The following is a 22,840-nucleotide window of genomic DNA, read 5'->3' as shown; positions in this document are numbered from 1 at the left end:
TTATCTGCGCAATTTAGCGGCCGCTCCAGACCGGAGCACGCACTGTCCCGGTCATTGCGCCTCCTGCCCCGTCTCGCTGGCGAACTGGTGTTCCCGGCAAATCAGTTCGATGTCCGTACGCGCCAGTGGCTCCTCGGTCAACCCGCAGAAAGGCCCCCCAGCGATTTGCCGATGATAACGGCAGGTTTTACATAACCCGAAACTGGGCACATCTCCCGTGCGCTGGATATTTCTTAAGAGCTCACCCAGCAGGAACTCCAGCTCAACCGCTTGCCCGCCCATCCGCTCGGTAGCCGCGCGGATGAATTCCGGCGGCATCACCGCGCTTAGCAGCGCTCTGGCCTCTTGCGTTAAATCGAGGTGCACGCTGCGTTTGTCGTGGGCGTCCTGGATTTTGACGATCAGACCTTTGGCCTCCAGCGCCTTGAGCGACTGCGAAACCGTGCCCTTGGTAAGGCCGAGATAGTCAGTCACCGCCAATGGCGTATTGGAGTAGCGGTTGCAACGCGCCAGATACATCAGCGCGCTCAACTGTATCGGCTGGATATCGGCCAGCAGCGGATGCTGGCGAAACCAGACACGCGTCAGGCTGGTAAGTCTTTCGAGTAGATCGAACAGCACAGCGGTAATCCCGGATTAAGCCCTTCCAATATAGTATCGAATAAAAACTAATTTGACAAAGCCAGGCACGCGTGCAGAATAATAGTTGTATCGATTCGATACCAAACTGAGACAACTCAAATGACTACTGCTCGCTATTACCACGCTGGCTGCCCCGTTTGCATCGAAGCAGAACAAACCCTGCTGAACCTGTTGGACCCGAAAGTAAAAGTGGAGGTTGTCCATCTTGGCAAATTGCCTACCCGTATCGCCGAAGCTGAAGCGGTTGGGGTCAAGTCGGTCCCTGCGCTGGTGGTCGAAGGCCAGGTGTTGCACCTGAACTTCGGCGCCGCGATTGCCGACCTGAAATAAGCCGACGCATGAATCGCCACGTCGTGCCCGCGCCGGCGACGTGGCTGACCACGTTTACATCGATGCAGGAGGCTTGAATGGACAGGTATCAGCCGTTGAATTGCGATCTGCACGACTATCTGGAAATCGCCTGCATGCACGGTTATCAGCTGTTGATCGAGTTGATCGATGGCAATCGTTTCGAGGCGAAAGCAGTGACCACACGCACCCGCGCAAGCCGGGAAGAGTTCCTTTGCCTGATGGGGAAAAACGGCAAGCGAGAGGTGCGACTGGATCAATTATCGGCAATCACGCCGCTAGACGCTGAAAGCAGTTTCGATCGAGTCGAGATGAGCACACGGTATTTCGCAACATGATCACAAGCGCTGACAGGATCGTCAGCGCTTTCTTTCACGAGGGTTCAGGTCAGGCCTTTTTGGTTCTCGGCAAAAAGATCGCCAAAACACCGAACAACGGCAGGAACGAGCACAGCAGGTACACGTACTCGATACCGTGTATGTCGGCCAGATGCCCAAGCAGCGCCGCACCAATCCCGCCGAAACCAAACATCAGACCAAAGAACACCCCGGCAATCATCCCGACGTTACCTGGTACCAATTCCTGTGCGTAAACCACAATGGCCGAGAATGCCGAAGCCAGAATGAAGCCGATCACCACGCTCAGCACGCTGGTCCAGAACAGGTCCACGTGGGGCAGCAACAACGTGAACGGCGCCACGCCGAGAATCGAGAACCAGATGACCGCCTTGCGACCGATCCTGTCGCCGATCGGGCCGCCAAAGAACGTCCCCGCCGCGACCGCACCGAGAAACAGGAACAGATGCAACTGCGAGCTGGCCACCGACAGGTCGAATTTCTCGATCAGGTAAAAAGTGAAATAGCTGGTGAAACTGGCCATGTAGAAGTACTTGGAGAACACCAGCAGCCCAAGCACGACTAATGCACTCAGCACCCGCCCTTTCGACAAGCCATGGGTTGCGGCCTGGCCCTGCTTGAGTTTGAACAGGTTCAGGTGATTGCTGTACCAACGGCTGATCGCATACAGCACGCCCAAGGCGAACACCGCGAACACCCCGAACCAGGCCACGTTGCCCTGGCCGAACGGAATGATGATCGCTGCCGCCAGCAACGGCCCGAACGCCGAGCCGGCGTTACCACCGACCTGGAAGGTCGACTGCGCCAAGCCATAACGGCCGCCCGAGGCCAGTCGCGCGACCCGCGAAGCTTCCGGGTGAAAGGTCGAAGAGCCGATACCAATCAACGCCGAGGCCAACAGAATCAGCGGGAAGCTACCGACTTGAGACAGCATCAAAATGCCAATCAACGTGCTGACCATACCCAGCGGCAGCAGATAGGGCTGGGGATGGCGATCGGTGTAATACCCGACCCATGGCTGCAACAGCGAAGCGGTGAGCTGAAAGGTCAATGTGATCAAGCCGACCTGAGTGAAGGTCAGTCCATAGTTGGCCTTGAGCATTGGATAGATCGATGGCAACACCGCCTGAATCAGGTCATTGATCAAATGCGCCAAAGCCACGGCACCGATGATGCGCATGACCAAAGGGCTGGATTGCGGGGCGGTAGAAGCCGGGCTCGCGGAGGTCTGAAGGTTACTGATAGCCATAAGAGTTTCCGTACAACAGATGGGTGCGCATTTGCAGGTGGGTCAATGTGCCATTTTTCAGTGCAGCAAAGCCATCCCCTTAGCCTGCTAACAACTTCAAACCTTACAACGCACAACGTGATAGCTCAAAGCCATGGTCTGAATCTTGCGTTGCTGATCCACTTCAACGCGGCCCCTTACAAAGGGGACCGAGAATGGGAAGTTTCGCTACAGGGCTCACCGCACAGGGCTCGCGATGGCGATTTTCCGAGGTCTTTAACAGCAAGCACAGGTCCAGGCCACACCGCCAGGACTGCACGCAATTGGTGCGTGGTGCTCAGAGGAGTAGTCGGGCATGCAGGTTTTTCTATCACCAGGAATCAGACTGCTTGGGCGCTTCGGCTTTGCCCGCAAGTTTCAGCTGTTGTTTCTGCTGTTCATCCTGCCGCTGATGGGCAGCCTGTGGATAATCGGCCAGGACTACCGCGACAAGTTAAGCCTGATCTCCGGCGAGCGTGCCGGAGTTCGCCAATTGCTGGCCCTCGACAGCCTGGACAACTTGCTGGCCACTCAGCGTGACCGCGCCGCCCGCTGGCGAGCCACAGAAACCAATCGTCAGCCTACACCGGCGACCCTTGCCGCCATGGCTGCGTTCGACTCGGTCCAGCCCGCCGTCACTCAAGCCGTCACCGACCTCGGCACCGCTCTGCAAACCGAAGGTGCCGTCGGCGACACCTTGAGTCGCTATCAAGGGCTGCAAGCGGCTCTAAGCGGATTGGACTCCAAAAGCCTGAGCAGCGTCGGCTGGTGGCCGGACGGCTACGAGCGCTTCACCGCCGCATTGAGCGCGTTGCAAGCCCTGCGCGAGCAGATAGCCATGGACAACCGACTGATCCTCGCCCCATGGCTGGAAACCTGCCTGCTGACGCAGATTTCCACTCAACACGCTCCAGACCTGATCGAACGGGTTGGTCGACTGGCCAGTGTCGGCCAGGCCTCAGTGGTGTCCGGGCAATTCACCCTGCAAAGCCGCCTGCAACTGCGGGACCTGCGCAGCCGCATCGGCGACGCCCGCGAGCAGCTGGTGAAGACCGGCAGCCTGCTCGAAGCCCGGATGCCCAGCGTGTTGCGATCCTGGGCGGGGCAATACCACGACAGCCTGAAGCATCTGGATGACGGCCTCAAAGTGCTCGACGACGGCGTGTTCGGCGGCAGCATCAATCTCAAGCCGCAAGACTTCGAGCGCAGCCTCGACGCCCTCCTCATGGACCTGTCATCGTTGCGCCAACAGTCCCTGGTGTCGCTGGACAGCCGCCTGGATTACTACCAGAGCTCGGCCATCCGCCAATTCATCCTGGTGGCGACGATCTTCGGCGGCCTGCTACTGGCAGCGCTGTACCTGTTCATTTGCTTGCAGGCATCGATCCGTCGCAGTGCCAGCGGCATCACCTTGCTGGCCGAGTCCTTGCGTGACGGCAACCTGTCTTTGCAAGTACCGGTACACGGGCGCGATGAACTGGCCGCCATTAGCAGCGCGCTCAACGTCGCGGTGGTGCAGTTGCGTACCAGTCTGCTCGGGGTTGATCACGAAACCTTGCAGCTGAGTGACGCGGTACGCACCCTCAACGACCACTCCAGCGGCGCCTTGGGCGAAGTCGAAGCACAGCAATTGCAGATCAGCCAGATCGCCGCGGCGGCGACCCAACTGGCCGCCACCTCACAAGGTGTCGCACACAGCTGCGAACAGGCTTCCGGCAGTGCCCGACACACCCAGCGTATTGCCGCTGACAGCAGCCGCGACAGTCAGCGGACCACCGCCAGCATCCAGCAACTCAACCAGCGCCTGAACGAGACTGCCGCAGCACTTGGCCGGGTCAGCGAGCAAGGGCAGCAGATCCAGCTGGTGGTGGATACCATTCGCGGCGTTGCCGAGCAGACCAATCTGCTGGCGTTGAACGCCGCCATCGAGGCGGCCCGGGCCGGGGAGCAAGGTCGTGGGTTTGCCGTGGTGGCCGATGAAGTGCGCAGCCTGTCGCAGCGCACCCAATCCTCCACCGCGCAAATCGCCGGTACCGTCGATAGCCTGCGGGCCACGGTGAGCGAGGCCGTGGCCTTGATGGAAGCTGCCTGCGGTCAGGCACAAACCGATGCCCAGGCAGTGACCGGGCTTGGCGAACGCCTGGTAGAAATTGCCAGTGCGGTGCAAAGCGTCACCGATACCCTGGCGCAGATTGCGACCGCCGTCGAAGAACAGGCCAGTACCGCCGATGAAGTCAGCGGCAATATTCAACAGGTCGATCAAGCGGCCATGCGCCTGCTTGAAGGCGCACGAGCGGTGAACCGCGCGGCGGACACCTTGAGCCAGGGTAGTAAGGCGCTGAGTGAGAACACGGGGAAGTTTCGGTTGAGTTAAACGACAAGCAACTCCTGTAGCAGCTGCCGAAGGCTGCTACAGGTTAGGTGCAGGCCTTCACTTTTGACGTCAAGTCGGGGCCATCAAACCCCGACCACCGCCTCTGGAAACTCTTGCTCCAGCGACGTCGACAACCACTGGATAAACCATTGCACATCTGCCGACAACGCGGCTGATGGCGTCAGTACGCGATAGCTTTCCAGTTTCACCTGGGCCTCAACTGCTCGCACCAGGGTGCCGGCCTCAAGTTCATCGCGTACCAATACTTCGTTGGCCAGAGCAATACCCTGGCCGCTTTCGGCCACCGATAAGGCGTGGTCATTGTTGACGTACAACACGTCGGAAGTCAGGTGAATATCCAGATCATTGGCGGCGAACCACATGTTCCACCATTCGCCGTCGTCAAAGTGGATCAAATTGTGTTTCACCAGATCGACCGGGCTGTGAATCGGCTCGATGCTCGCCAGGTACCCCGGCGTACAAATCGGAAATACCCGCGGGCAGATCAAGGTCGCGCGGGAATTGGCATACTGCCCATCCAGGCCATAAACGATGCCCAAGTCAGCGCTCTTGCCATCTACTTCGGTAAAGGTCGAGTTGGGTTCAATGGCGAACTTCAACCCCGGTCGCAGATGCCGCATCGCCTCAAGCCTGGGCGTCAGCCAGCGCTTGGCGAAGCCCGGCACCACCATGATCCGCAGCCAGCGCTCGGAATCCCTGGGCAGCAACTCCTTCCCGGCCTCAACGATCAACTGCAAAGCCGCGGAGATTTTGTGGTGGTATTTCTGCCCGGCGACTGTCAGCACAACCCCGCGTGAGGTCCGCTCAAATAGCTGCACGCCAAGCCACTCCTCAAGCAACTTCACATGCCGGCCAATCGCTGGCTGGGTCACGTGCAGCGCTTTTGAGGCTTCGACATAGCTGCCCAGACGCGCCGCCGCATCAAAAGCGCGTACGGCATTGAGTGGCGGCAAACGGTGGGTAGGCATTGGGTAGAACCGCCTCTAGCTATTAAATTATTTAACAGCTCCTATGTTAAAATTGAAGTTTCGCACCTGCAACCCCTCACTGATAATCGAGCCACACCAGAACAACAAGAACAGAACAAAGAGCCCGCCGACGCGGCTCGCTGCACACCCGAAAACATCTCGATCCTGCCCAAAAAAATAATATCCATGGCCTGACGACGCAGCTCTTTGCCGAGCAATTCGAACAGGCGATGGGGGAATCGGAGGTAACGCATGAATGCCCTGCATTCGCTGCAAACGCTGGCTGTGTCCATTCGCTCGGTACGCAAGGTTTACGGAGATCCGCAAACCGGTCCGGTGGCGCTGAAAAGCATCGACCTGGATATCCGCGACAACGAGTTCTTCACCCTCCTCGGCCCTTCCGGCTGTGGCAAAACCACCCTTCTGCGGATGATCGCCGGGTTCGAGTTTCCGACCCAGGGCGAGATCCTGCTCTACGGCGAAAACATCGCCGATCGCCCGCCCTTCAAGCGCCCGGTCAATACGGTGTTCCAGCACTACGCGCTGTTCCCACATATGACCATCGCCGAGAACCTGGCCTTCGGCCTCGAATCGCAGCCCATGGGCAAAGTCCTGAGCAAGGTGCAGATCGCCGAGCGCGTGCGGGAAATGCTCGCACTGGTGCAGATGGAACGCTTCGCCACGCGCCGCCCGACACAATTGTCCGGCGGCCAGCAGCAACGGGTTGCCCTGGCCCGGGCACTGGCGCCGCATCCCAAGGTGCTGCTGCTCGACGAGCCGCTTTCGGCCCTTGACCTCAAGCTTCGCCAAGCCATGCGCGAAGAGCTGAAAGCCATCCAGGCCAAGACCGGTATCACCTTCATTTTCGTCACCCACGACCAGGAAGAAGCGCTGACCATGTCCGACCGCATCGCCGTATTGTCCGAAGGCGAAGTGCAGCAGGTCGGTCGTCCGGAAGACATCTATGAGCGCCCGCGCAATCGCTTCGTCGCCGACTTTATTGGCGAGACCAACTTCATCGAAGGCCGGGTCTCACGAGTCGAGGCCGGGCTGGCCTGGTTCGATGGCCCGGCCGGTCACCCCTTGCCGGCTCAGCCCTGCAGCGACGTAGCCATCGGCGACAGCGTTGCGCTCTCGGTGCGCCCGGAACGCCTGCACCTGGTGCCAGACGGCGCCACCGGTGCCCTGCCCTGCAGGATCGACGCGCAGATCTACCTGGGCACCGACCTGCAATACCAGGTCAGCCTGGCCGACGGTTCGCGCCTCACCGTGCGCACGCCCAACAGCGTCGACCAAAGCCAGCGCTTCCCGGTCAACAGTCGGGCCGGCCTGCTGTTCGATCGAGGCAGCGCCAGCGTTTTGCTGGATTGAGCGAGGGACTCCCATGCACGCTTCACCGATATCCACCACTCTGGCACGGCGCAAGGCCTTCGGCAGCTTCCTCGGGGTGACTCCCGCGCTACTCGCCATCGGCCTGTTTCTGATCGTGCCGATTCTGATCGTGATCGGCTATTCACTGATGGAAGCCAACCCCTATGGCGGGGTGAACAAGGTCTTCAGCAGCGACGCCTACACCTCGTTGCTGTTCGAACGGCAACTGGACGACAGCCTGGCCTTTGCCGACTCGTACCTGATCATCGCCCTGCGCTCCATCGGCATCGCCGGGCTGACCACGGTCATCACGCTGTTAATCGGTTTTCCAGTGGCGGTCTGGCTGGCCATGCAGCCGGCCCATCGTCGCGGGCTGCTGATATTCCTGATCACCGTGCCGTTCTGGGCCAATCTGCTGATCCGCACCTACGCCTGGATTCTGTTGCTACGTAACACCGGGGTGATCAACAACAGCCTGATGGGGCTCGGCGTGATCGATCAACCATTGCAACTGCTCTATACCGATGGCGCGGTGCTGCTGGGGCTGGTTTACACCTATGCACCGTTCGTGGTGCTGCCGATTTACGCGACCCTGGAAAAGATGGATATCCGCCTGCTGGAGGCCGCGCAGGACTTGTATGCCGGACGTTGGCGGACGCTGATCAAAGTCGTGCTACCGATCGCCAAACCGGGGATTTTCGCCGGCGCGATTCTGACCTTCGTCCCTTGCCTGGGCGCGATGATCGCCCCGGAGCTGCTCGGCGGCGGGACCAAAATGATGCTCGGAAACCTGATTTTCCGGCAGTTCAGCGATGCCCGTAACTGGCCGTTCGGCGCGGCCCTGTCTCTAGTGCTGATGGCGGCAGTGATGCTGGTATTGACCGTTTACGCCCTGCGCGCCGAACACCAGCGCATCGCCAAAGGAGGTGAATGATGTTGCGTCTGCTCAAACGAAACGGGCTCAGCGTGCAGGACTTCCCGGGCTTCGGTGGCTTCAGCTTGCTGTTCTACCTGTACCTCTACGCGCCGATCGTGGTGCTGGTGGTGTTCTCCTTCAACGCCAATCAGTCGGCCACGGTCTGGACCGGTTTCAGCCTCGACTGGTACCGCGCGGCGTTTGCCAATCAGGCGTTGCGACAGGCCGCCGGTAACAGCCTGCTGATCGCTGTGTGCGCCAGCATGATCGCCACCGCGATTGCCACACTCGCGGCACTCGGTACCTCGCGGGGTGCCAAATTCAAGGGGATGCAACTGTCCATGGGCGCAATCATGTTGCCGCTGGTGCTGCCGGAAATCGTCGTTGGCGTGGCCACTCTGGCGCTGTTCTCCACCATCGGCCTGTCGCTCGGTTACGGCAACCTGATCATCGCCCACACGGTGTTCTGCATCCCCTTCGCCTACCTGCCGATCCGCGCGCGGCTCAACGACATGGACCTGTCCCTGGAACACGCTTCGGCCGACCTCTATGCAGGTCCCTGGCGAACCTTTCGCAAGATCACCCTGCCGCTGCTGATGCCGGGAATCGTCTCCGGGCTGATGCTGGCCTTCATCGTCTCGCTGGATAACTTCGTGATCTCGATGATGGTCTCCCAAGCCGGCACCACCACCCTGCCGATCTTCATCTTCGGCTTGCTGCGAATGGGCGTAACACCCGACGTCAATGCCGTCTCGACCTTGATCCTCGGGGTCTCGGTGCTGTTCGTCAGCCTCTCCTGGCTGCTGGGTAAAAAGAAAGTCTGAACCTGCCAATTCCACCTTGAGGAAATACCATGAGCAAGTTGATCGCACGCTTCGGCACCTCTTTGTTACTGACATTGCCTCTGACCCTGTTCAGCAGCGTTCAGGCGGCCGAAAAGTTGAATGTAGTGAGTTGGAGCGGCTATTTCTCGCCGCAGATTCTCGCCAAGTTCCAGAAACAGACCGGCATCGAAGTCACCGTGGACTCCTACGACTCCAACGAGACACTGTTGGCCAAGCTCAAACAGGGCGGCGCGGGCTACGACGTGGCGATTCCGTCGCACCAGTTCATTCCGATCCTGATCAAGGAGCAACTGCTCGAGCGCTTTGACCCAGTCAACCAGCCCTACTACGCCAGCGTCGCCGACAATCTGAAAAAGCCCACCTGGGACCCGGAAGGCGCTTACTCCGTGCCGTTCATCTGGGGCACCACCAGCGTGGTGCTGAACACCGAGCGCTACAAAGGCCCGACGGACAGCTACAAAGTCCTTTACGAGCCGCCAGCCGAACTGCAAGGGCGGATCAACATGTTCGACTCGGTAAGCGATGTGGTCGACATGGCCAGCCTGTATCTGAACATTCCGCTGTGCAGCGAAGACCCGAAACAGATGCAGCAAGTGCTGACCCTGCTCAAAGCGCAAAAGCCCTTCGTCAAAACCTACAGCTCCAAGGCCGGCTCGATCCGCGAGAACCTGGCCTCGGGTGAAGTCGACATGTCGACCTTCTGGGGCGGATCGTCGATGCGCGCCCGTGAGATGAAACCCAGCCTGCGCTACCTCTACCCGAAAGAAGGCGTACTGGCCTGGGTCGACAACATGGTCATCCCCAAGGGCAGCAAAAACCCGGCTAACGCCAAGGCTTTCATCGCCTTCCTCAGCCAGCCTGAAAATGCCGCGATGACCCAGAACTTCCTCAAGCATCAGAGCCCGATCAAGGGCGTGGAACCCTTCCTCGATGCTGGCCTCAAGGACGCGCCCGAGCTGCACATCCCGGAGGGCACCCAAGTGGTGTTCAGCAAGACCTGCGGCGAAGGCGCTATCCGCCTTGCCGACCGTCTGTGGACCAGCCTGATGCGCTGACCCGACCGCCCCGACAGGGCGTCGGGGCGTTTTCCCAGTCTTCTACAAGGCAGCGTTTTAATGACCTCCAATAACATCAGCGAACTGGTCCTGCTGCAGGCCCACGAACTCGCCGAACGCATTCGCCTGCGCCAGGTGTCGTGTCGGGAAGTGATGCAGACTTACCTGGCCCACATCGAGCGCTTCAACCCATTGGTCAACGCGTTGATCAGCCTGCAACCGGCTGACCAATTGCTGGCCCAGGCAGACCTGCGCGACGCAGAACTGGCTCGCGGTCTCTACCGTGGCTGGATGCACGGTTTGCCCCATGCCATCAAGGATCTGTCGCTGACCCGTGGCATCCGCACCACGCTCGGCTCACCGCTGTACAAGGATTTCGTGCCAGAGCGCGACGGCATCATGACCGAGCGGATCAAGGCCGCTGGCGCGATCATTATCGGCAAGACCAACACCCCGGAATTCGGCCTCGGCTCACAGACCTACAACCCATTGTTCGGCGCCACCGGCTGCGCTTACGACCCGAGCAAAACCGCAGGCGGTAGCAGCGGTGGTGCCGCCGCAGCGCTGGCCATGCACCTGGTGCCGGTGGCCGACGGCAGTGACATGATGGGTTCACTGCGCAACCCGGCAGCGTTCAACAACGTGTTCGGCTTTCGCCCATCCCAGGGCCGGGTGCCGTTCGATGACAGCGCCGACCTGTTCATCGACCAACTCGGCTACGAAGGCCCTATGGGCCGTAGCGTACGCGACGCCGCGCTGCTGCTCTCGGTACAGGCCGGCACGGATGTGCGAGCACCGCTGTCCATCGCCGAATCCGGCAACGCCTTCGCCGCACCACTGGAGCGCGACTTCAAAGGCACCCGCCTCGGCTGGCTCGGCGACTTCAATGGCTATCTGCCGATGGAGAAAGGCATTCTCGAGCTTTGCCAAAGCGCCTTCGCCGACTTTGAAGCCATTGGCTGCAGCATTGAAGCCACGCAACCGGACTTCGCTGCGCAACAGCTCTGGAACAGTTGGCGCAGCCTGCGTCACTGGATGGTCGCCGGCTCCCTGGGCGCTGCCTATGCCGACCCGCAAAAGCGCACACAGTTGAAACCGGAGGCCTGCTGGGAAATCGAAAATGGCCTGAAGCTCTCTGCCAGCGACGTCTTCGCTGCGTCAGTGACCCGCAGCAACTGGTATCGCGCCATCAGCAAACTGTTCGAACGTTACGATTACCTGCTGCTGCCCAGCGCCCAGGTCTTCCCGTTCGATAAAACCACTCCCTGGCCGACCTCCATCGAAGGTGTGACCATGGACACCTATCACCGCTGGATGGAAGTGGTCATCCCCGGCACCCTCTGCGGATGCCCGGTGGCGAACGTGCAGGTCGGCTTCAGCCAGAACGGCCTGCCGATGGGTCTGCAAATCATCGGCCGGCACCAGGCCGACTTCGCCGTACTGCAGCTGGCCCACGCTTATGAACAGGCCAGTCAGTGGTTCCAACGTTGCCCGGCGCCCCTGCTGACAGAGGTATTTCGATAAACAATTGATAGCGTAGATAAATTTTCAATAAAAACGCTTGACGCTTTTCCCTTCTCGGCGAATAATGCGCGCCACTTGGCTACATAGCTCAGTTGGTTAGAGCATAGCATTCATAATGCTGGGGTCCGGGGTTCAAGTCCCTGTGTAGCCACCAAGTACCTGTTTATAGACCTCTACCGAGGCCTATAAACAAATCAAAAAGCCCGCCTAGTGCGGGCTTTCTTGTTTCTGGCTATCTGTCCTTGCATCCCCCCATACCTTCCTTCCATATGTCCCCCCCTGTGACTCCTTGCAAGAAAACTGAACCAAGGGGATACAAGGAAATGAAACGCTCCAACATCAAACGTTGCCCTTATCAGCCCGCCCTTTTGGGACTGAAGCCGAACGCCTGGGAGTACCGCGAGCTGGATCCCGGCGGCCTGCATTCAGAGTAAAACCTGACGGCCAGACGCACGCTCAATGCCCCCTCTCCGTAAAGCTCCGCACAATCGCGCAAGAACCTTACTAGACTGCCAACCAGGGAGTGAATCACGGGCCTGCGCTGTTCTGCATGGCTGATTCCGAAGGTCTCAACGAGACTTTTACGAAAATAACAGGAATATTACAGGGAGTACCTCATGCACTCTTTTACACGCCAGCCCTCACAGACACCAAGCCGATTGACAGTCCTGGCCATCGCCATCGCTTCGGCACTGGCAGCTGGCGAGGTCAGTGTCGCTCGGGCCAATGAGTATGGCATTGACAACAGCGGCACGGTCACGTTGCTGAACAACCCGGCGGGCAACATTATCAGTGGAAACAGTGCAGGTATCAGGAACTCGGGCAGAATCGGTACGCTAAGCAACAGCGGCACCATCTCTGGTGGCAATGCCGGTATTCGCAGCTACGGCATCGATACGTTGAGCAATAGTGGCACCATCAGTGGTGGCACCTTTGGCATTCACAACATCAACACCCTCAACACACTGAACAACAGTGGCACTGTCACAAGTAATGGGTTCGCCATTTATACCGGTCCACACTCGATGCTGGGCACCATAACCAACTCCGGAACCATCGCCGGCACGATCCGCAATGACTCCGCGTCGAACATGACGATCAATGGTGGTCCAGGATCGGTGTTTGGCATCCTGACCGGCGCAGGCACGGGCGGTGTGAGCGCCACCAACATCGGCCTGATCAGCAGTATCGGCTCGAACGTGGTGTTCGGGCCGGGCAACCAGTTGCTCAATGACCACATCAACGTCGGCACTCAAACTGCCGCCAATGACACTACCGGCACGCTGCAGGTCAACAATACGATCAATATCACCGGCCATTACTACCAAGGCAGCGACGCCAGCCTGATCCTCGGTGTGGCCGACAATGCCGTGACCACCGGTGATATCAGCACCGACAGCGGCTATGGGCGCCTGGTGGTGTCCGGTAAGGCGAACATCGCTGCGGGCTCCACGGTCGGTTTGCAGAAGCTTGGCAGCTATGGTTTTGCCCAAGGCCAGCGATACATCGTGATTCAGGCCAACACCGCTGGCACGACCTACAATGCCAGCAGCCTTCACTACACGGTCCCGGGTTATAACGCAGTGGGCACCAGTGTGACCGATGGCTCCCATGCCGACTTGCTGGTGACCCTGGGTGCGGCCATACCTGCGACGCCTCCGGTTGGTCCGGTCACACCTTCTTATGCGCCGATCAATCGGGCCTCCAGTGCCAACAGTGTCGCCCCGCTGGCCGGGCTGTTCAATTACGGCGGTTACGATGCCGGCCTGATGAACCTGTTCAACACCGCCGCAGCCCTCGACTCCCCGACCGCCGGCAACCACGCCGGGGCCCAATTGAGTCCGACCGCGAACCTTACGGCTGCCACTCAGGCGTCTACCGCGTCTACGGTGCAAGTGCTCAATGTCACCACGGCGCACCTCGAAGGTCTGCGCACCGCGCAGAACGACAATCTCGGCAGCGGCGTCGCCACCGGTGAAAGCGCCAGCAACACCGGGCTCTGGGGCCAGGCCTTTGGCGGCAGTTCCCGACTGGGTGAACGCGACGATGTGGCCGGCTACCACGCCCACTACAGCGGCCTGCTGCTGGGGGCCGATGCCGCGCTCAACGACAGCTGGCGCGCCGGCGGTCTGTTCAGCTACACCAAAACCACGGTGAACAACGACGGCGACAACACCGGCAGCTCCACCGACGTGAAGTCCTACGGCCTGTTCGGCTATGCCAGCTACCAAGGCCAGCCGTGGTACCTGGACCTGTCGGCCGGTGCCGTTCAGCACCAATACGACACCACGCGTGAAATCGACTTCACCGGCTTTAGCGGTTCGGCCAAAGGCCAGCACGACGGGATGCAGTACATTGCCTCCGCACAGGCCGGTTACCCGATCGACCTCGGCGCGGCGCTGGCCCACACCGTCCTCACGCCAATTGCCGGCTTGACCTACAGCACCTTGCGCCAGGACAGCTTCACCGAAACCGGCGGCAACGGCGCGGCACTGCATGTCGATTCCACCAGCACCAGTTCGCTCAAAAGCGACCTGGGCGCCAAGCTGGAACGCTCCTTCGCCACGTCCTACGGCAGCGTAGTACCGTCGGCACAACTGACCTGGCGTCATGAGTACCACGACACCAGCCTGCAATCGGTCGCCAACTATGCCGCCGATACCTCGGGCGCCACCAGCTTCACCAGCCCGGGGGCGAAACCGGTCAATGACACCGGGGTCCTGGCACTGGGCGTCACGCTGCTGCACAGCGAAAACCTCAGCCTGGGGGCGAAGTACACCCTGGAAGCGGCGAACGGTTACACCGCCAATACCGGTGACGTGCAGGTGCGCTGGCAATTCTGATCCGTTAGATTCAGCTGACCTGATAACGCCCATTTTTCAGTCATGAAAAATGGGCGTTTAACCTTCAAATGATCTCGGAATCAGTTTTCCAACAGTCGCGCAAACCGCCCGACTGAAAACGCCAGAAGATCTACGTCGCTTTGCCCATAAGCGAATCGCTGCGCCAATGCCTCATCAACTCCTTCCGAGTGCTTGAAGCCATGTCCGGAGCAGGCGCTGACTACCGTTACATTCCGAAGCTCAGGATGCTCGTCGATGATAAAGCCGAAATCCGGAGTCACCGTGTAAGCGCAAACGCTGGATTTGAGTAAATCCGCTGATGCGCCAGCGAACCGGCCCTTCATGTGCGCACGATAAAAAATCTCTGCCTGCGTCAGGCTAGTGGTTCGGTCGATCGATTGCGCAGAGGTGCTGACGTCGAACTGCTCGGTGGCGATTTTCATGCTGCCCTCACCCGGTATGGGTGGGAAATCGTACCAGGCGTCGCTCTCGTTCGGGCCGTGGGTCAGGATGAAGCACCGGGATGCCCAGTTTTGCCAGTTGATAGAGCGTCGCCGCTCCCATAGCGCCCAAGCCGATGACGACGTCGTATTGGTTTTCCATCAACGATGGGCCTTCCAGTGTTTCATCTCTTCTTCGATGAAATGATTGACCAGGTCGGTGTAGAGCTTTTCGATCGCCTCGGGGCTCAGACCTTCGGTTTCCGCCCATTCACGACGCTTGGCCAGCATCGCGCGGAAACGCTCCGGGGCCCGCACAGAGGTTTCAGAGGTTTTGAATTTCGACGCGGCCTGAACGTATTTGAAGCGCGCGCCAAGCATCTTGATGACTGCCCGATCGAGGAGATCGATCTCGCGCCGGATGTCTTCCATGCCTTGACACTCGTCAGGGCGCATTTGATTAATCACTTCCATGTAGCTAACTCCGACTTATCGAGAAAAAGTGTGGGCTGATGCTGCTTGCCCGATTAAACACGCAAAATCAGGCTCCGTCATTGCCGATGAACAACACCGCGTAGGCTCTCACTATTCGCCCGACCGGGCATCGCGCACGAACAGGGGCCGGCCTTTTATCAAGCCAACAGCGAGTGCTGACAGGATAAGCGCGATGGAAAAACCTTCACGGACGTCAACCCTGTGTCCGAGAATCAATATGGAGCCAAGCACTCCAAACACCGGAATCAATAACGACAGCGGTGCCACTCGGGAAACCGGATATTCACGTAACAGCAGGTTCCAGCCCCAATAGCACAAGTGCGTGGCGGCATAGACCTGGAACAGGAGCGAGAACACTGCCACTCGATCAAGGTGCGTTACCAGGGTCATGAACGGCGCTGCCCCGTGAGCTAACCAGGTGAGCAGCAACAGCGGGATCGGCGGGAACAGGCTGGCCCATACCACAAAGGCAAACATTTCCCGCACCCTGGACTGCTTGATAATGACGTTACCGATGCTCCAGCTGAATGCGCTCACCATCAACAGAACAAAGCCCGCAGTTGTGGCCTCGCCCGGGCTGCCTTGAACGATACTGAAAAACCCCAGTGCCGCCAGCACCATGCCCACGACCTGTCCCACACTCAGACCCTCACGAAACAGCAATACCCCCCAGCCCAGGGTGAAGAAAGCGCTGAACTGGATCAACAGTGCCGCGGTTCCGGGAGGCACGCCCAACTCGATCCCCAAATTGATCAGGGCCCACATCGCAACACCGAAAATCAGGCCGTAAGCCACCAACCAATGAATGGCGACCTGCGGGCGCCTGACAAAGAATACCCAGGGCAACGCCGCCAGCGTAAAGCGAAGTGCTGTCAGCAGCAGCGGATCGATGTTGGCCAGACCAAGCTTGGTGATGGGGAAATTCACCCCCCAGACAGCCGTCACCAACACGGCCAGGATCAGGTGTTTCTTCTGCATGATGTATCGTTCCAGGGGCAGTGCCGGCGAGCAGATGCTCCGGCGAAGGCGCCACTATGACCAGACCTGGGATTGGCCTGCTTGCAATACCAGGTCATAAATAATTAAATTCGGGCCATGAGCCAAATCCATCATGTAGATCCCTGCGAGAACACCCCACGTGACGCTGTGGTCACTGCATATGACTACCCCGACAGGCTGCGCTTCGCTCTGCACACACACCGACGCGGGCAGTTCGCCTATGCAGCCAAAGGCGTCATCAGTGTCTTCACCAGCGAAGGCAACTGGGTCGTACCGCCGCATAGGGCCATATGGGTACCGGCAGGCGTACCTCACGAAATGCTGATGAGCGGACCTGTGACCATGCTCAACACTTACATTCACAGTCACGCGATAACGCGACTCGGCCTGCCTGCGAACTGCCAGGTGCTCGGTGTGTCGGAGCTGCTTCGCCACCTCCTGACACGAGCTCTGGACGTCCCTGCGCTATATGCCGAAGAGAACCGGGACGGCCATTTGATGGCGCTGTTGTTGCACGAAATCGCGGCAATGCCGGTACTCTCACTTAATGCACCGCTACCCGCTGAACCCCGACTGGCGAAAGCTTGCGGTGATCTGCTGAACCAGCCTTCGCTGGAAATGAGCATCGACGACATGGCCAATCAGGTCGCAATGAGTCGTCGTTCTTTCACCCGGCTATTTCGCCAGCAAACCGGCATCAGCTTTGTTGAGTGGCGTCAACAGGCCTGCTTGCTGGCGGCCGTGGTTCGCTTGGGTAACGGAGAACCTGTTACTCGAGTGGCGATGGATCTGGGCTACAGCAGTCCCAGCGCGTTCACTAACGTATTTCGCAGGGTGCTGGGTGAGACACCCAGTCGATACTTTTCCAAAACCCTGCTCTGAAACGATAAGAGCAGCATCGAAGACGCTCGCCTGAGCAGCCAGCAAAATCGCCCAACGCGTTGCGCCTACCGCTGTCGGCCGATACATTCCCCCGCACGCGGCCGCATCTATCGGCTGCGCTCGATACCTCATCTACCCACGGACGGAGTGCCCCGCGTGTTCTCAGCCTTCAACTTGAGCCACTACCGCCTATCTGCCCTTTCGCTGATAGCCACCGCTTTAACCCTCGCGGCCTGCAATACCCCGCCGTCTGCACCCTCCGTCAGCACTCTACCGGTCGCCCCGGAAATCGCCTCGGGTTACCGCACCGACATGCGCACCCAATACGCCGCGCGGCACATGGCGGCGGCAGCCAACCCGCTGGCAGCCGAGGCCGGGCGTGAGATGTTGCGTCAGGGGGGCTCGGCGATCGATGCCGCGATCGCGATGCAAGCGGTACTGACGTTGGTGGAACCACAATCCTCAGGCATTGGCGGCGGCGCGCTGATCATGCTCTGGGATGGCAAAACAGTGCGCGCCTACGACGGACGCGAAACCGCGCCGGCAGGTGCTACCGAAAAGCTCTTCCTGCAACCTGACGGCAAGCCGATGCCGTTCAGCCAGGCACAGATTGGCGGTCGTTCGGTGGGCACACCAGGTGCATTGCGTGCGCTTGAACTGGCCCATAAGACACAAGGTCGTCTGCCGTGGGCGCAATTGTTCGAACCGGCCATTCGCCTGGCAGAGCAAGGTTTCCCGATCTCGCCGCGGCTTCACGCGATGATTGCGTCTGACCCGTTTCTGCCGCGCTCGCCGGACATGGCCGAGTATTTCCTGAATGCCGACGGCAGCCCGAAAGCCGTCGGTACCTTGCTGAAAAACCCAAACCTGGCCGGCGTTCTGAAACGGATTGCCAAAGAAGGTCCGGATGCCCTTTATCGAGGCTCGATCGCCCACGAGATCGTCACCAAGGTTCAGGGCAACGCCAACCCCGGCAGCCTGTCGATGACCGATCTGCAAGGCTATACCGCCAAAGAGCGCACGCCGCTGTGCACCGACTACAAACGCTGGCAAGTCTGCGGCATGCCGCCGCCATCCTCGGGCGGGATAGCCGTCGCGCAAATCCTCGGCACCTTGCAGGCGCTGGAAGTACGGGATAGCCGCTTTGCCCTGCCGCCGCTCAAGCCGGTCAAAACCAACGCCCCGGCCGGAACAGAACCTGCACTTGAAGCCGTGCACCTGATTGCCGAAGCCGAGCGTCTGGCCTATGCCGACCGCGGGCTCTATGTGGCTGATTCAGACTTCGTCCCCGTCCCGATCGCAGGCCTGGTCGCCCCCAGCTATCTGGCAGGTCGAGCAGACTTGATCAGTGAGCACAGCATGGGTACGGCCAAGCCCGGCCACCCCGCCGGCATCCAGGTGGCGTACGCTCTAGACCGTTCGCCGATGCGGATATCCACCTCGCAGGTAGTGGCGGTAGACGACCAGGGCGGTGCCGTGTCGATGACCACCACGGTGGAAGCGGCCTTTGGCTCTCACCTCATGGTTCAGGGTTTCATGCTCAATAACCAGATGACCGACTTCTCCTTCGTCCCTGAGGAAAACAGCCAACCCGTCGCCAATCGCGTCGAACCCGGAAAACGTCCGCGCTCCTCCATGGCTCCGACACTGATCTTCGACCGCCAGAGCGGTGAACTGGTAGCCACAGTCGGCTCTCCCGGCGGCTCGCAAATCATCGAATACGTGGCCAAGTCAGTGGTGGCCATGCTCGACTGGAACATGGACCCGCAAGCCGCCATCAGCCTGCCCAACTTTGGCAGCCGCAACGGCCCGACCGAATTGGAGCAAGGGCAATTCACACCCACACTGGTGCAAGCCCTCAAAGATAAAGGGCATACCGTGAACGAGATCGATATGACCAGCGGCACCCAAGCCATCGTCCGTGTCCGCGATGTTCAAGGCAAAGCTTCATGGGCTGGCGGCGCCGATCCGCGGCGTGAGGGTGAAGCGCTGGGGGATTGATCGAGGTTAGGCTGCTGACATCCAAAAAGAGCAGAAGATATCAGCGAACTGCGTACTTACAGCTCAATGCCTGAATTTGCCAGTTATCGACGAAGCACTCATCGCGGTGAGGCGAAGTCATTTCAGTACTCATGGATTGAACGGAGGTCACCATGGACATCGCATTTGAGGCCACCACGCAGGACGACGCCGAAGTCCTTGTCCTGATGCGGATTGCGTCGATGCAAGAGAGTCTTGAGCGCATTGGTCGCTTTGATCCGCAAAGGGCGCGCGTCAGGTTCCTCGCCACGTTTGAACCAGCATTGTGCAGCTTCATCGTCAGTGATGGTCAACGGGCAGGCTTTCTGCAGATCAGGCGAAAAGCTGATCACTTGCTCCTGGAGCATCTGTACGTCATGCCAGAACATCAAGGCAAAGGCCTTGGCTCGGCAGCCTTGTGTTCCGTTCTCGACAATGCCGCCTGGGAAGGACTCCCGATCCGTCTGGGCGCATTGCGCGGCAGTGACTCGAATCGCTTTTATCAACGTCATGGATTTGTGCGAGTCGACGAAAGCGAGTGGGATATCAATTACATTCGCGAACCTGTTCGGTGGCCCAAACCATGAAAGCATCCATCCTCACCGAGGGTGCCGTGAACGATGGGGAAGATCATGTCGACATGCCCCAGCAGCTCCTGGCTGGAAGTCTCGACCAGTTGCTGGCTAGTGGCCTGTGTGGTTAGTTCTGTTAGTCAACTTCGGCGCCACAAGCCCCTATCCTGCGTTGCTGTTACTCGCCATAGCGGGCTATGACTCGTCACAGCGCCTTGGCCAGGGATTTCTGGCATCCGAATTTGAACTAACGAACTAACCGTACAGGCCACTAGACTTGCCTGGCACCACGGCGAGCTCGCGGTTCGACGGGTTGAGGGCGGATCAGCGCCGGGTTTTCCTGGTTTATCAGGTAGTTCGAGGTGTCATTCAGGTGCCAGCTTCCTTGCTTGTCGATGCCGATCAGCATCGGCTCGAAGCGCGAGCGGTCCAGCGCGTCGACGATGTTCTTCACCGACTGCAGCGAAACTTCATGTTCTGCCGAGCGGCCACCAAAAATAACCCGACCCGCAACTTGCTCATCATCCAGCCTCATTTTGAAAATACGGTTTCTTGACCCGGCAATCGCATCCAGCAAAAGACTCAGGCCTGTGCCAAGCGCATATGAATCAGCGCCACCCGCGCGCCTTTTTTGTCTTTGCGCTCTTCGATGGCGTAAGGCGTAAACCCGAGTTTGGGATAGAACAGCAGTCCTGCAAGGTTCTGGTGGAAGCAAGACAGCGTCACCTCCTTGGCGCGGTGCTTGGTCAGCGCAATCTCGATCATGTGCTTGATGAGGTGCCCGCCAATCCCGCCCGCACGCATTTCGGGATCGACGATGACATTGCCGATGGTGCAGGCTCCCCCGGTTTCCCAACGGTAGAAGTTGGCGAAACCGACCACTTGCCCGTCCTGCTCAATCACCGTCGAATCTGATCGCTGGGCAATCGAGTTGCGCAGTTGCTCATGGGTCAACGGCCAGGTGGCCGCGGGAAAGAAGAAAAACAACTCCTCCTCGTTCCGGGCAAAGCTGCAAATCCGTGGGACGTCCTGTTCCTCTACCGGTCGGTAGCCAAATTTCATTTTTTAGTCTCCTGACATTTTGCGTGTGTCGTCGCGGTTATTCGCTGCGATCCTGCTCTTCAGCGATTGAGCTGCAAACGCCCTCAACCCGACTGCTGACAAAGAGCCTGGCCACGCTTCAATACCCGCAACGACAACGGACCTGCGTGCCTCAGATGTAGTAGCTTCATCGAACAAACCATCCTTGTGTTGTTGCGGTGAAGTCATGGCGCCGTGGGTAACCGCGCTCGTTTGGGTAGTTCTACTCGAATTCAGACGTATGGATCAACAGCCGTTTTAGAAGGCTCTGCACCTTAAAACAACCTCTTCCCCGCGATTGTCGGCTCCGGCCTCTAACGAGGAAGTTGGCAGCTATGCTGAAATTACGGGTCATCTCCGGCTTCTGCGGGGGCCTGACCACGTTCTCGGCACAAACCCCAGGCTTGATCCAGGAAGGGAGACTCAGCAGGCAACGGGCGCCATGTTGCTCCACGTCGCAGGCTCGCTGGCGATGATCGCTGGGGGCCTTCTTTCGTTCCAACTGATAAGCGCACGCTAAGGGGGATTGATCATGAGCGGTTTCCTGGTGATTTTCTTTACTCAGCAGAATCGTCGCTACCACGGCAAAATGCTGGGTGACTGGATCGTCGATTTAGCGAAAGAAATGGGGCTGCGCGGAGCCACACTGGCAACCGCCATCGAGGGTTTTGGGCATACGGGACGCCTGCATTCCGCGCATTTTTTTGAGCTGGCCGACCAGCCCATCGAGATTCGACTGGCGATTACCGAAGATGAGTGCGTGCGCTTGTTTGAGCGTCTGGAGACCGAGGACTTTTCCTTGTTCTACACCAAGACCCCGATTGAGTTTGGAACGGTCGGCAAAAAAGCCGAGAAGTCCTCTCACCCATCCGAATGACCGCGCAATGAGAAGAAGGCACCTCGAAAGAAGCCTTCGGGTCCGATGACGACAACCGGTTCGCAGTGCGTTACCGTATTTTCGTTGCGCACACAGAGCAAGGACCGCCATCCATGGGCAAACACAACAGTCACACCGACTGGCTCCACCGCGCGCCCCGCACCAGTGGCCTGGAGCGCATCGAAGCGTACTTCTCGGGGTACGGGTATGACCTGCACCGTCACGACACCTATGCGATAGGCCGCACGCTTGCTGGCGTGCAAAGCTTTCAGTATCGCGGCGCGTGGCGTCATAGCCTGCCGGGCGGGACCATGGTGCTGCACCCGGATGAAGTCCACGACGGCGAGGCGGGCACCGAGGATGGTTTCAAGTACCGGATGATGTACATCGAGCCGGCGCTGATCCAGCAGGTGCTCGGTGGCAAGCCTTTGCCCTTTATCAAGACTGGCCTGTCTGACGACCCACGGCTGTACGCGGCAACCAATGTGTTGCTGCAGAGCCTGGACTGCCCCCTTGATCCACTGGAAGAACAGGACGCGCTGTTCGACCTGGCGAATGCATTGAGTGCCGTATCAGGTGTGACAGCGCCCCGTCAGAGCTTCGACTACCTGGCGGCAGAACGGGCTCGGGAATTCATGCACGGCGCACTGGATCGCACCGTGACACTGGAGGAACTGGCCGAGCACAGCGGCCGGGATCGCTGGGGCCTGTCGCGGGACTTTCGCCTGCTGTTCGGTACCAGCCCTTACCGCTACCTGACCATGCGCCGCCTGGATCTGGTCCGCTCATTGCTGATGCAGGGCCAGCCACTGGTCAGCGCGGCACTGATCGCCGGTTTCACCGATCAAAGCCACATGACCCGACAGTTCAGCAAAACCTACGGCCTGTCGCCAGCGCGCTGGTTGAAAATGCACGCACGCTGATGGCTGCACAATCGTACAAGAAA

The 22,840-nt window shown here is 59.3% G+C and carries 20 protein-coding genes, 1 tRNA gene and 3 pseudogenes; 16 read left to right on the top strand and 8 right to left on the bottom strand.

Annotation, left to right across the window (positions count from 1 at the left end; all coding sequences use genetic code 11):
• Positions 1–51: 51 nt before the first annotated feature.
• The gene (locus tag AC07O1_RS12675; protein ID WP_495088999.1) at positions 52–621 is read right to left on the bottom strand and encodes a MarR family winged helix-turn-helix transcriptional regulator; all 570 of its coding nucleotides are present in this window, start codon (positions 619–621) and stop codon (positions 52–54) included.
• A 120-nt stretch (positions 622–741) separates the two neighbouring features.
• Here AC07O1_RS12675 and AC07O1_RS12670 point away from each other — a divergent pair, with 120 nt between their 5' ends.
• Together AC07O1_RS12670 and AC07O1_RS12665 are read left to right on the top strand one after the other, a co-directional pair.
• Positions 742–972 carry a thioredoxin family protein gene (locus AC07O1_RS12670; protein ID WP_495088998.1) on the top strand — a complete coding sequence of 77 codons (231 nt, stop codon included), beginning with the start codon at positions 742–744 and terminating at the stop codon, positions 970–972.
• A 77-nt stretch (positions 973–1,049) separates the two neighbouring features.
• The gene (locus tag AC07O1_RS12665; protein WP_495088997.1) at positions 1,050–1,328 is read left to right on the top strand and encodes a Rho-binding antiterminator; all 279 of its coding nucleotides are present in this window, start codon (positions 1,050–1,052) and stop codon (positions 1,326–1,328) included.
• 49 nt (positions 1,329–1,377) lie between these two features.
• Here AC07O1_RS12665 and AC07O1_RS12660 read toward each other — a convergent pair whose 3' ends face one another.
• The gene (locus AC07O1_RS12660; RefSeq protein ID WP_495088996.1) at positions 1,378–2,595 is read right to left on the bottom strand and encodes an MFS transporter; all 1,218 of its coding nucleotides are present in this window, start codon (positions 2,593–2,595) and stop codon (positions 1,378–1,380) included.
• A 334-nt stretch (positions 2,596–2,929) separates the two neighbouring features.
• Between AC07O1_RS12660 and AC07O1_RS12655 the strand changes: the two genes are divergently transcribed.
• The gene (locus tag AC07O1_RS12655; protein ID WP_495088995.1) at positions 2,930–4,987 is read left to right on the top strand and encodes a methyl-accepting chemotaxis protein; all 2,058 of its coding nucleotides are present in this window, start codon (positions 2,930–2,932) and stop codon (positions 4,985–4,987) included.
• A gap of 83 nt (positions 4,988–5,070) precedes the next feature.
• On the opposite strand, the gene AC07O1_RS12650 is transcribed toward AC07O1_RS12655, so the two are convergent.
• Entirely contained in the window at positions 5,071–5,976 is a 906-nt protein-coding gene (locus AC07O1_RS12650) for a LysR substrate-binding domain-containing protein (RefSeq protein ID WP_494991774.1), read from the bottom strand.
• Between the two features lie 252 nt (positions 5,977–6,228).
• Here AC07O1_RS12650 and AC07O1_RS12645 point away from each other — a divergent pair, with 252 nt between their 5' ends.
• The 7 genes from AC07O1_RS12645 to AC07O1_RS12615 all read left to right on the top strand — a co-directional run bounded on the left by AC07O1_RS12645 (position 6,229) and on the right by AC07O1_RS12615 (position 14,530).
• Positions 6,229–7,347: an ABC transporter ATP-binding protein gene (locus AC07O1_RS12645; RefSeq protein ID WP_495088994.1), complete on the top strand. Its 1,119-nt coding sequence runs from the start codon at positions 6,229–6,231 to the stop codon at positions 7,345–7,347.
• Between the two features lie 13 nt (positions 7,348–7,360).
• Positions 7,361–8,281: an ABC transporter permease gene (locus AC07O1_RS12640; RefSeq protein ID WP_494991772.1), complete on the top strand. Its 921-nt coding sequence runs from the start codon at positions 7,361–7,363 to the stop codon at positions 8,279–8,281.
• Positions 8,278–9,087 (top strand): ABC transporter permease, encoded by an 810-nt coding sequence (locus AC07O1_RS12635; RefSeq protein WP_495088993.1) that lies wholly within the window; start codon positions 8,278–8,280, stop codon positions 9,085–9,087. Before AC07O1_RS12640 ends, AC07O1_RS12635 begins: the two co-directional genes overlap by 4 nt.
• A gap of 29 nt (positions 9,088–9,116) precedes the next feature.
• Entirely contained in the window at positions 9,117–10,163 is a 1,047-nt protein-coding gene (locus AC07O1_RS12630; protein WP_495088992.1) for an ABC transporter substrate-binding protein, read from the top strand.
• Between the two features lie 60 nt (positions 10,164–10,223).
• The gene (locus AC07O1_RS12625; RefSeq protein WP_495088991.1) at positions 10,224–11,687 is read left to right on the top strand and encodes an amidase; all 1,464 of its coding nucleotides are present in this window, start codon (positions 10,224–10,226) and stop codon (positions 11,685–11,687) included.
• Positions 11,688–11,764: 77 nt separating this feature from the next.
• Positions 11,765–11,841 (top strand) — tRNA-Met (locus AC07O1_RS12620).
• Between the two features lie 463 nt (positions 11,842–12,304).
• Positions 12,305–14,530 (top strand): autotransporter family protein, encoded by a 2,226-nt coding sequence (locus AC07O1_RS12615; protein ID WP_495088990.1) that lies wholly within the window; start codon positions 12,305–12,307, stop codon positions 14,528–14,530.
• Positions 14,531–14,610: 80 nt separating this feature from the next.
• On the opposite strand, the pseudogene AC07O1_RS12610 reads toward AC07O1_RS12615, so the two are convergent.
• The 3 genes and pseudogenes from AC07O1_RS12610 to AC07O1_RS12600 form a co-directional block, all read right to left on the bottom strand.
• Positions 14,611–15,054 (bottom strand): annotated as a pseudogene (locus AC07O1_RS12610) (N-methyl-L-tryptophan oxidase family protein); the annotation flags it as partial.
• Positions 15,055–15,132: 78 nt separating this feature from the next.
• A complete protein-coding gene (locus AC07O1_RS12605; protein WP_495011210.1) occupies positions 15,133–15,444 on the bottom strand; it encodes an isochorismate lyase in 312 nt (103 codons plus the stop codon).
• 111 nt (positions 15,445–15,555) lie between these two features.
• Positions 15,556–16,443: an EamA family transporter gene (locus AC07O1_RS12600; protein ID WP_495088989.1), complete on the bottom strand. Its 888-nt coding sequence runs from the start codon at positions 16,441–16,443 to the stop codon at positions 15,556–15,558.
• Between the two features lie 117 nt (positions 16,444–16,560).
• Between AC07O1_RS12600 and AC07O1_RS12595 the strand changes: the two genes are divergently transcribed.
• The 3 genes from AC07O1_RS12595 to AC07O1_RS12585 all read left to right on the top strand — a co-directional run bounded on the left by AC07O1_RS12595 (position 16,561) and on the right by AC07O1_RS12585 (position 19,952).
• Positions 16,561–17,346, top strand: a complete 786-nt coding sequence (locus tag AC07O1_RS12595; protein ID WP_495088988.1) for an AraC family transcriptional regulator — start codon at positions 16,561–16,563, stop codon at positions 17,344–17,346.
• A gap of 156 nt (positions 17,347–17,502) precedes the next feature.
• Entirely contained in the window at positions 17,503–19,347 is a 1,845-nt protein-coding gene (gene ggt / locus AC07O1_RS12590; protein ID WP_495088987.1) for a gamma-glutamyltransferase, read from the top strand.
• Between the two features lie 152 nt (positions 19,348–19,499).
• Positions 19,500–19,952, top strand: coding sequence for a GNAT family N-acetyltransferase (locus AC07O1_RS12585; protein ID WP_495088986.1), 453 nt, complete (start codon positions 19,500–19,502; stop codon positions 19,950–19,952).
• A gap of 258 nt (positions 19,953–20,210) precedes the next feature.
• On the opposite strand, the pseudogene AC07O1_RS12580 reads toward AC07O1_RS12585, so the two are convergent.
• Positions 20,211–20,459: pseudogene (locus tag AC07O1_RS12580) on the bottom strand (D-alanine--D-alanine ligase A); the annotation flags it as partial.
• A 60-nt stretch (positions 20,460–20,519) separates the two neighbouring features.
• Complete coding sequence (locus AC07O1_RS12575; RefSeq protein ID WP_495011212.1) at positions 20,520–20,999, bottom strand: GNAT family N-acetyltransferase; 480 nt, start codon at positions 20,997–20,999, stop codon at positions 20,520–20,522.
• 359 nt (positions 21,000–21,358) lie between these two features.
• Here AC07O1_RS12575 and AC07O1_RS12570 point away from each other — a divergent pair.
• The 3 genes and pseudogenes from AC07O1_RS12570 to AC07O1_RS12560 all read left to right on the top strand — a co-directional run.
• Positions 21,359–21,537: pseudogene (locus tag AC07O1_RS12570) on the top strand (CrcB family protein); the annotation flags it as partial.
• Between the two features lie 12 nt (positions 21,538–21,549).
• Positions 21,550–21,894, top strand: coding sequence for a DUF190 domain-containing protein (locus tag AC07O1_RS12565; RefSeq protein ID WP_495088985.1), 345 nt, complete (start codon positions 21,550–21,552; stop codon positions 21,892–21,894).
• A 113-nt stretch (positions 21,895–22,007) separates the two neighbouring features.
• Positions 22,008–22,817, top strand: coding sequence for an AraC family transcriptional regulator (locus AC07O1_RS12560; RefSeq protein ID WP_495088984.1), 810 nt, complete (start codon positions 22,008–22,010; stop codon positions 22,815–22,817).
• Positions 22,818–22,840: the final 23 nt, after the last annotated feature.

The organism is Pseudomonas sp. GW821-FHT07G10 (genome assembly GCF_059418545.1).
The sequence above is the reverse complement of the archived record's forward strand: the minus strand, read 5'-3'. Positions and strand labels throughout refer to the sequence as shown.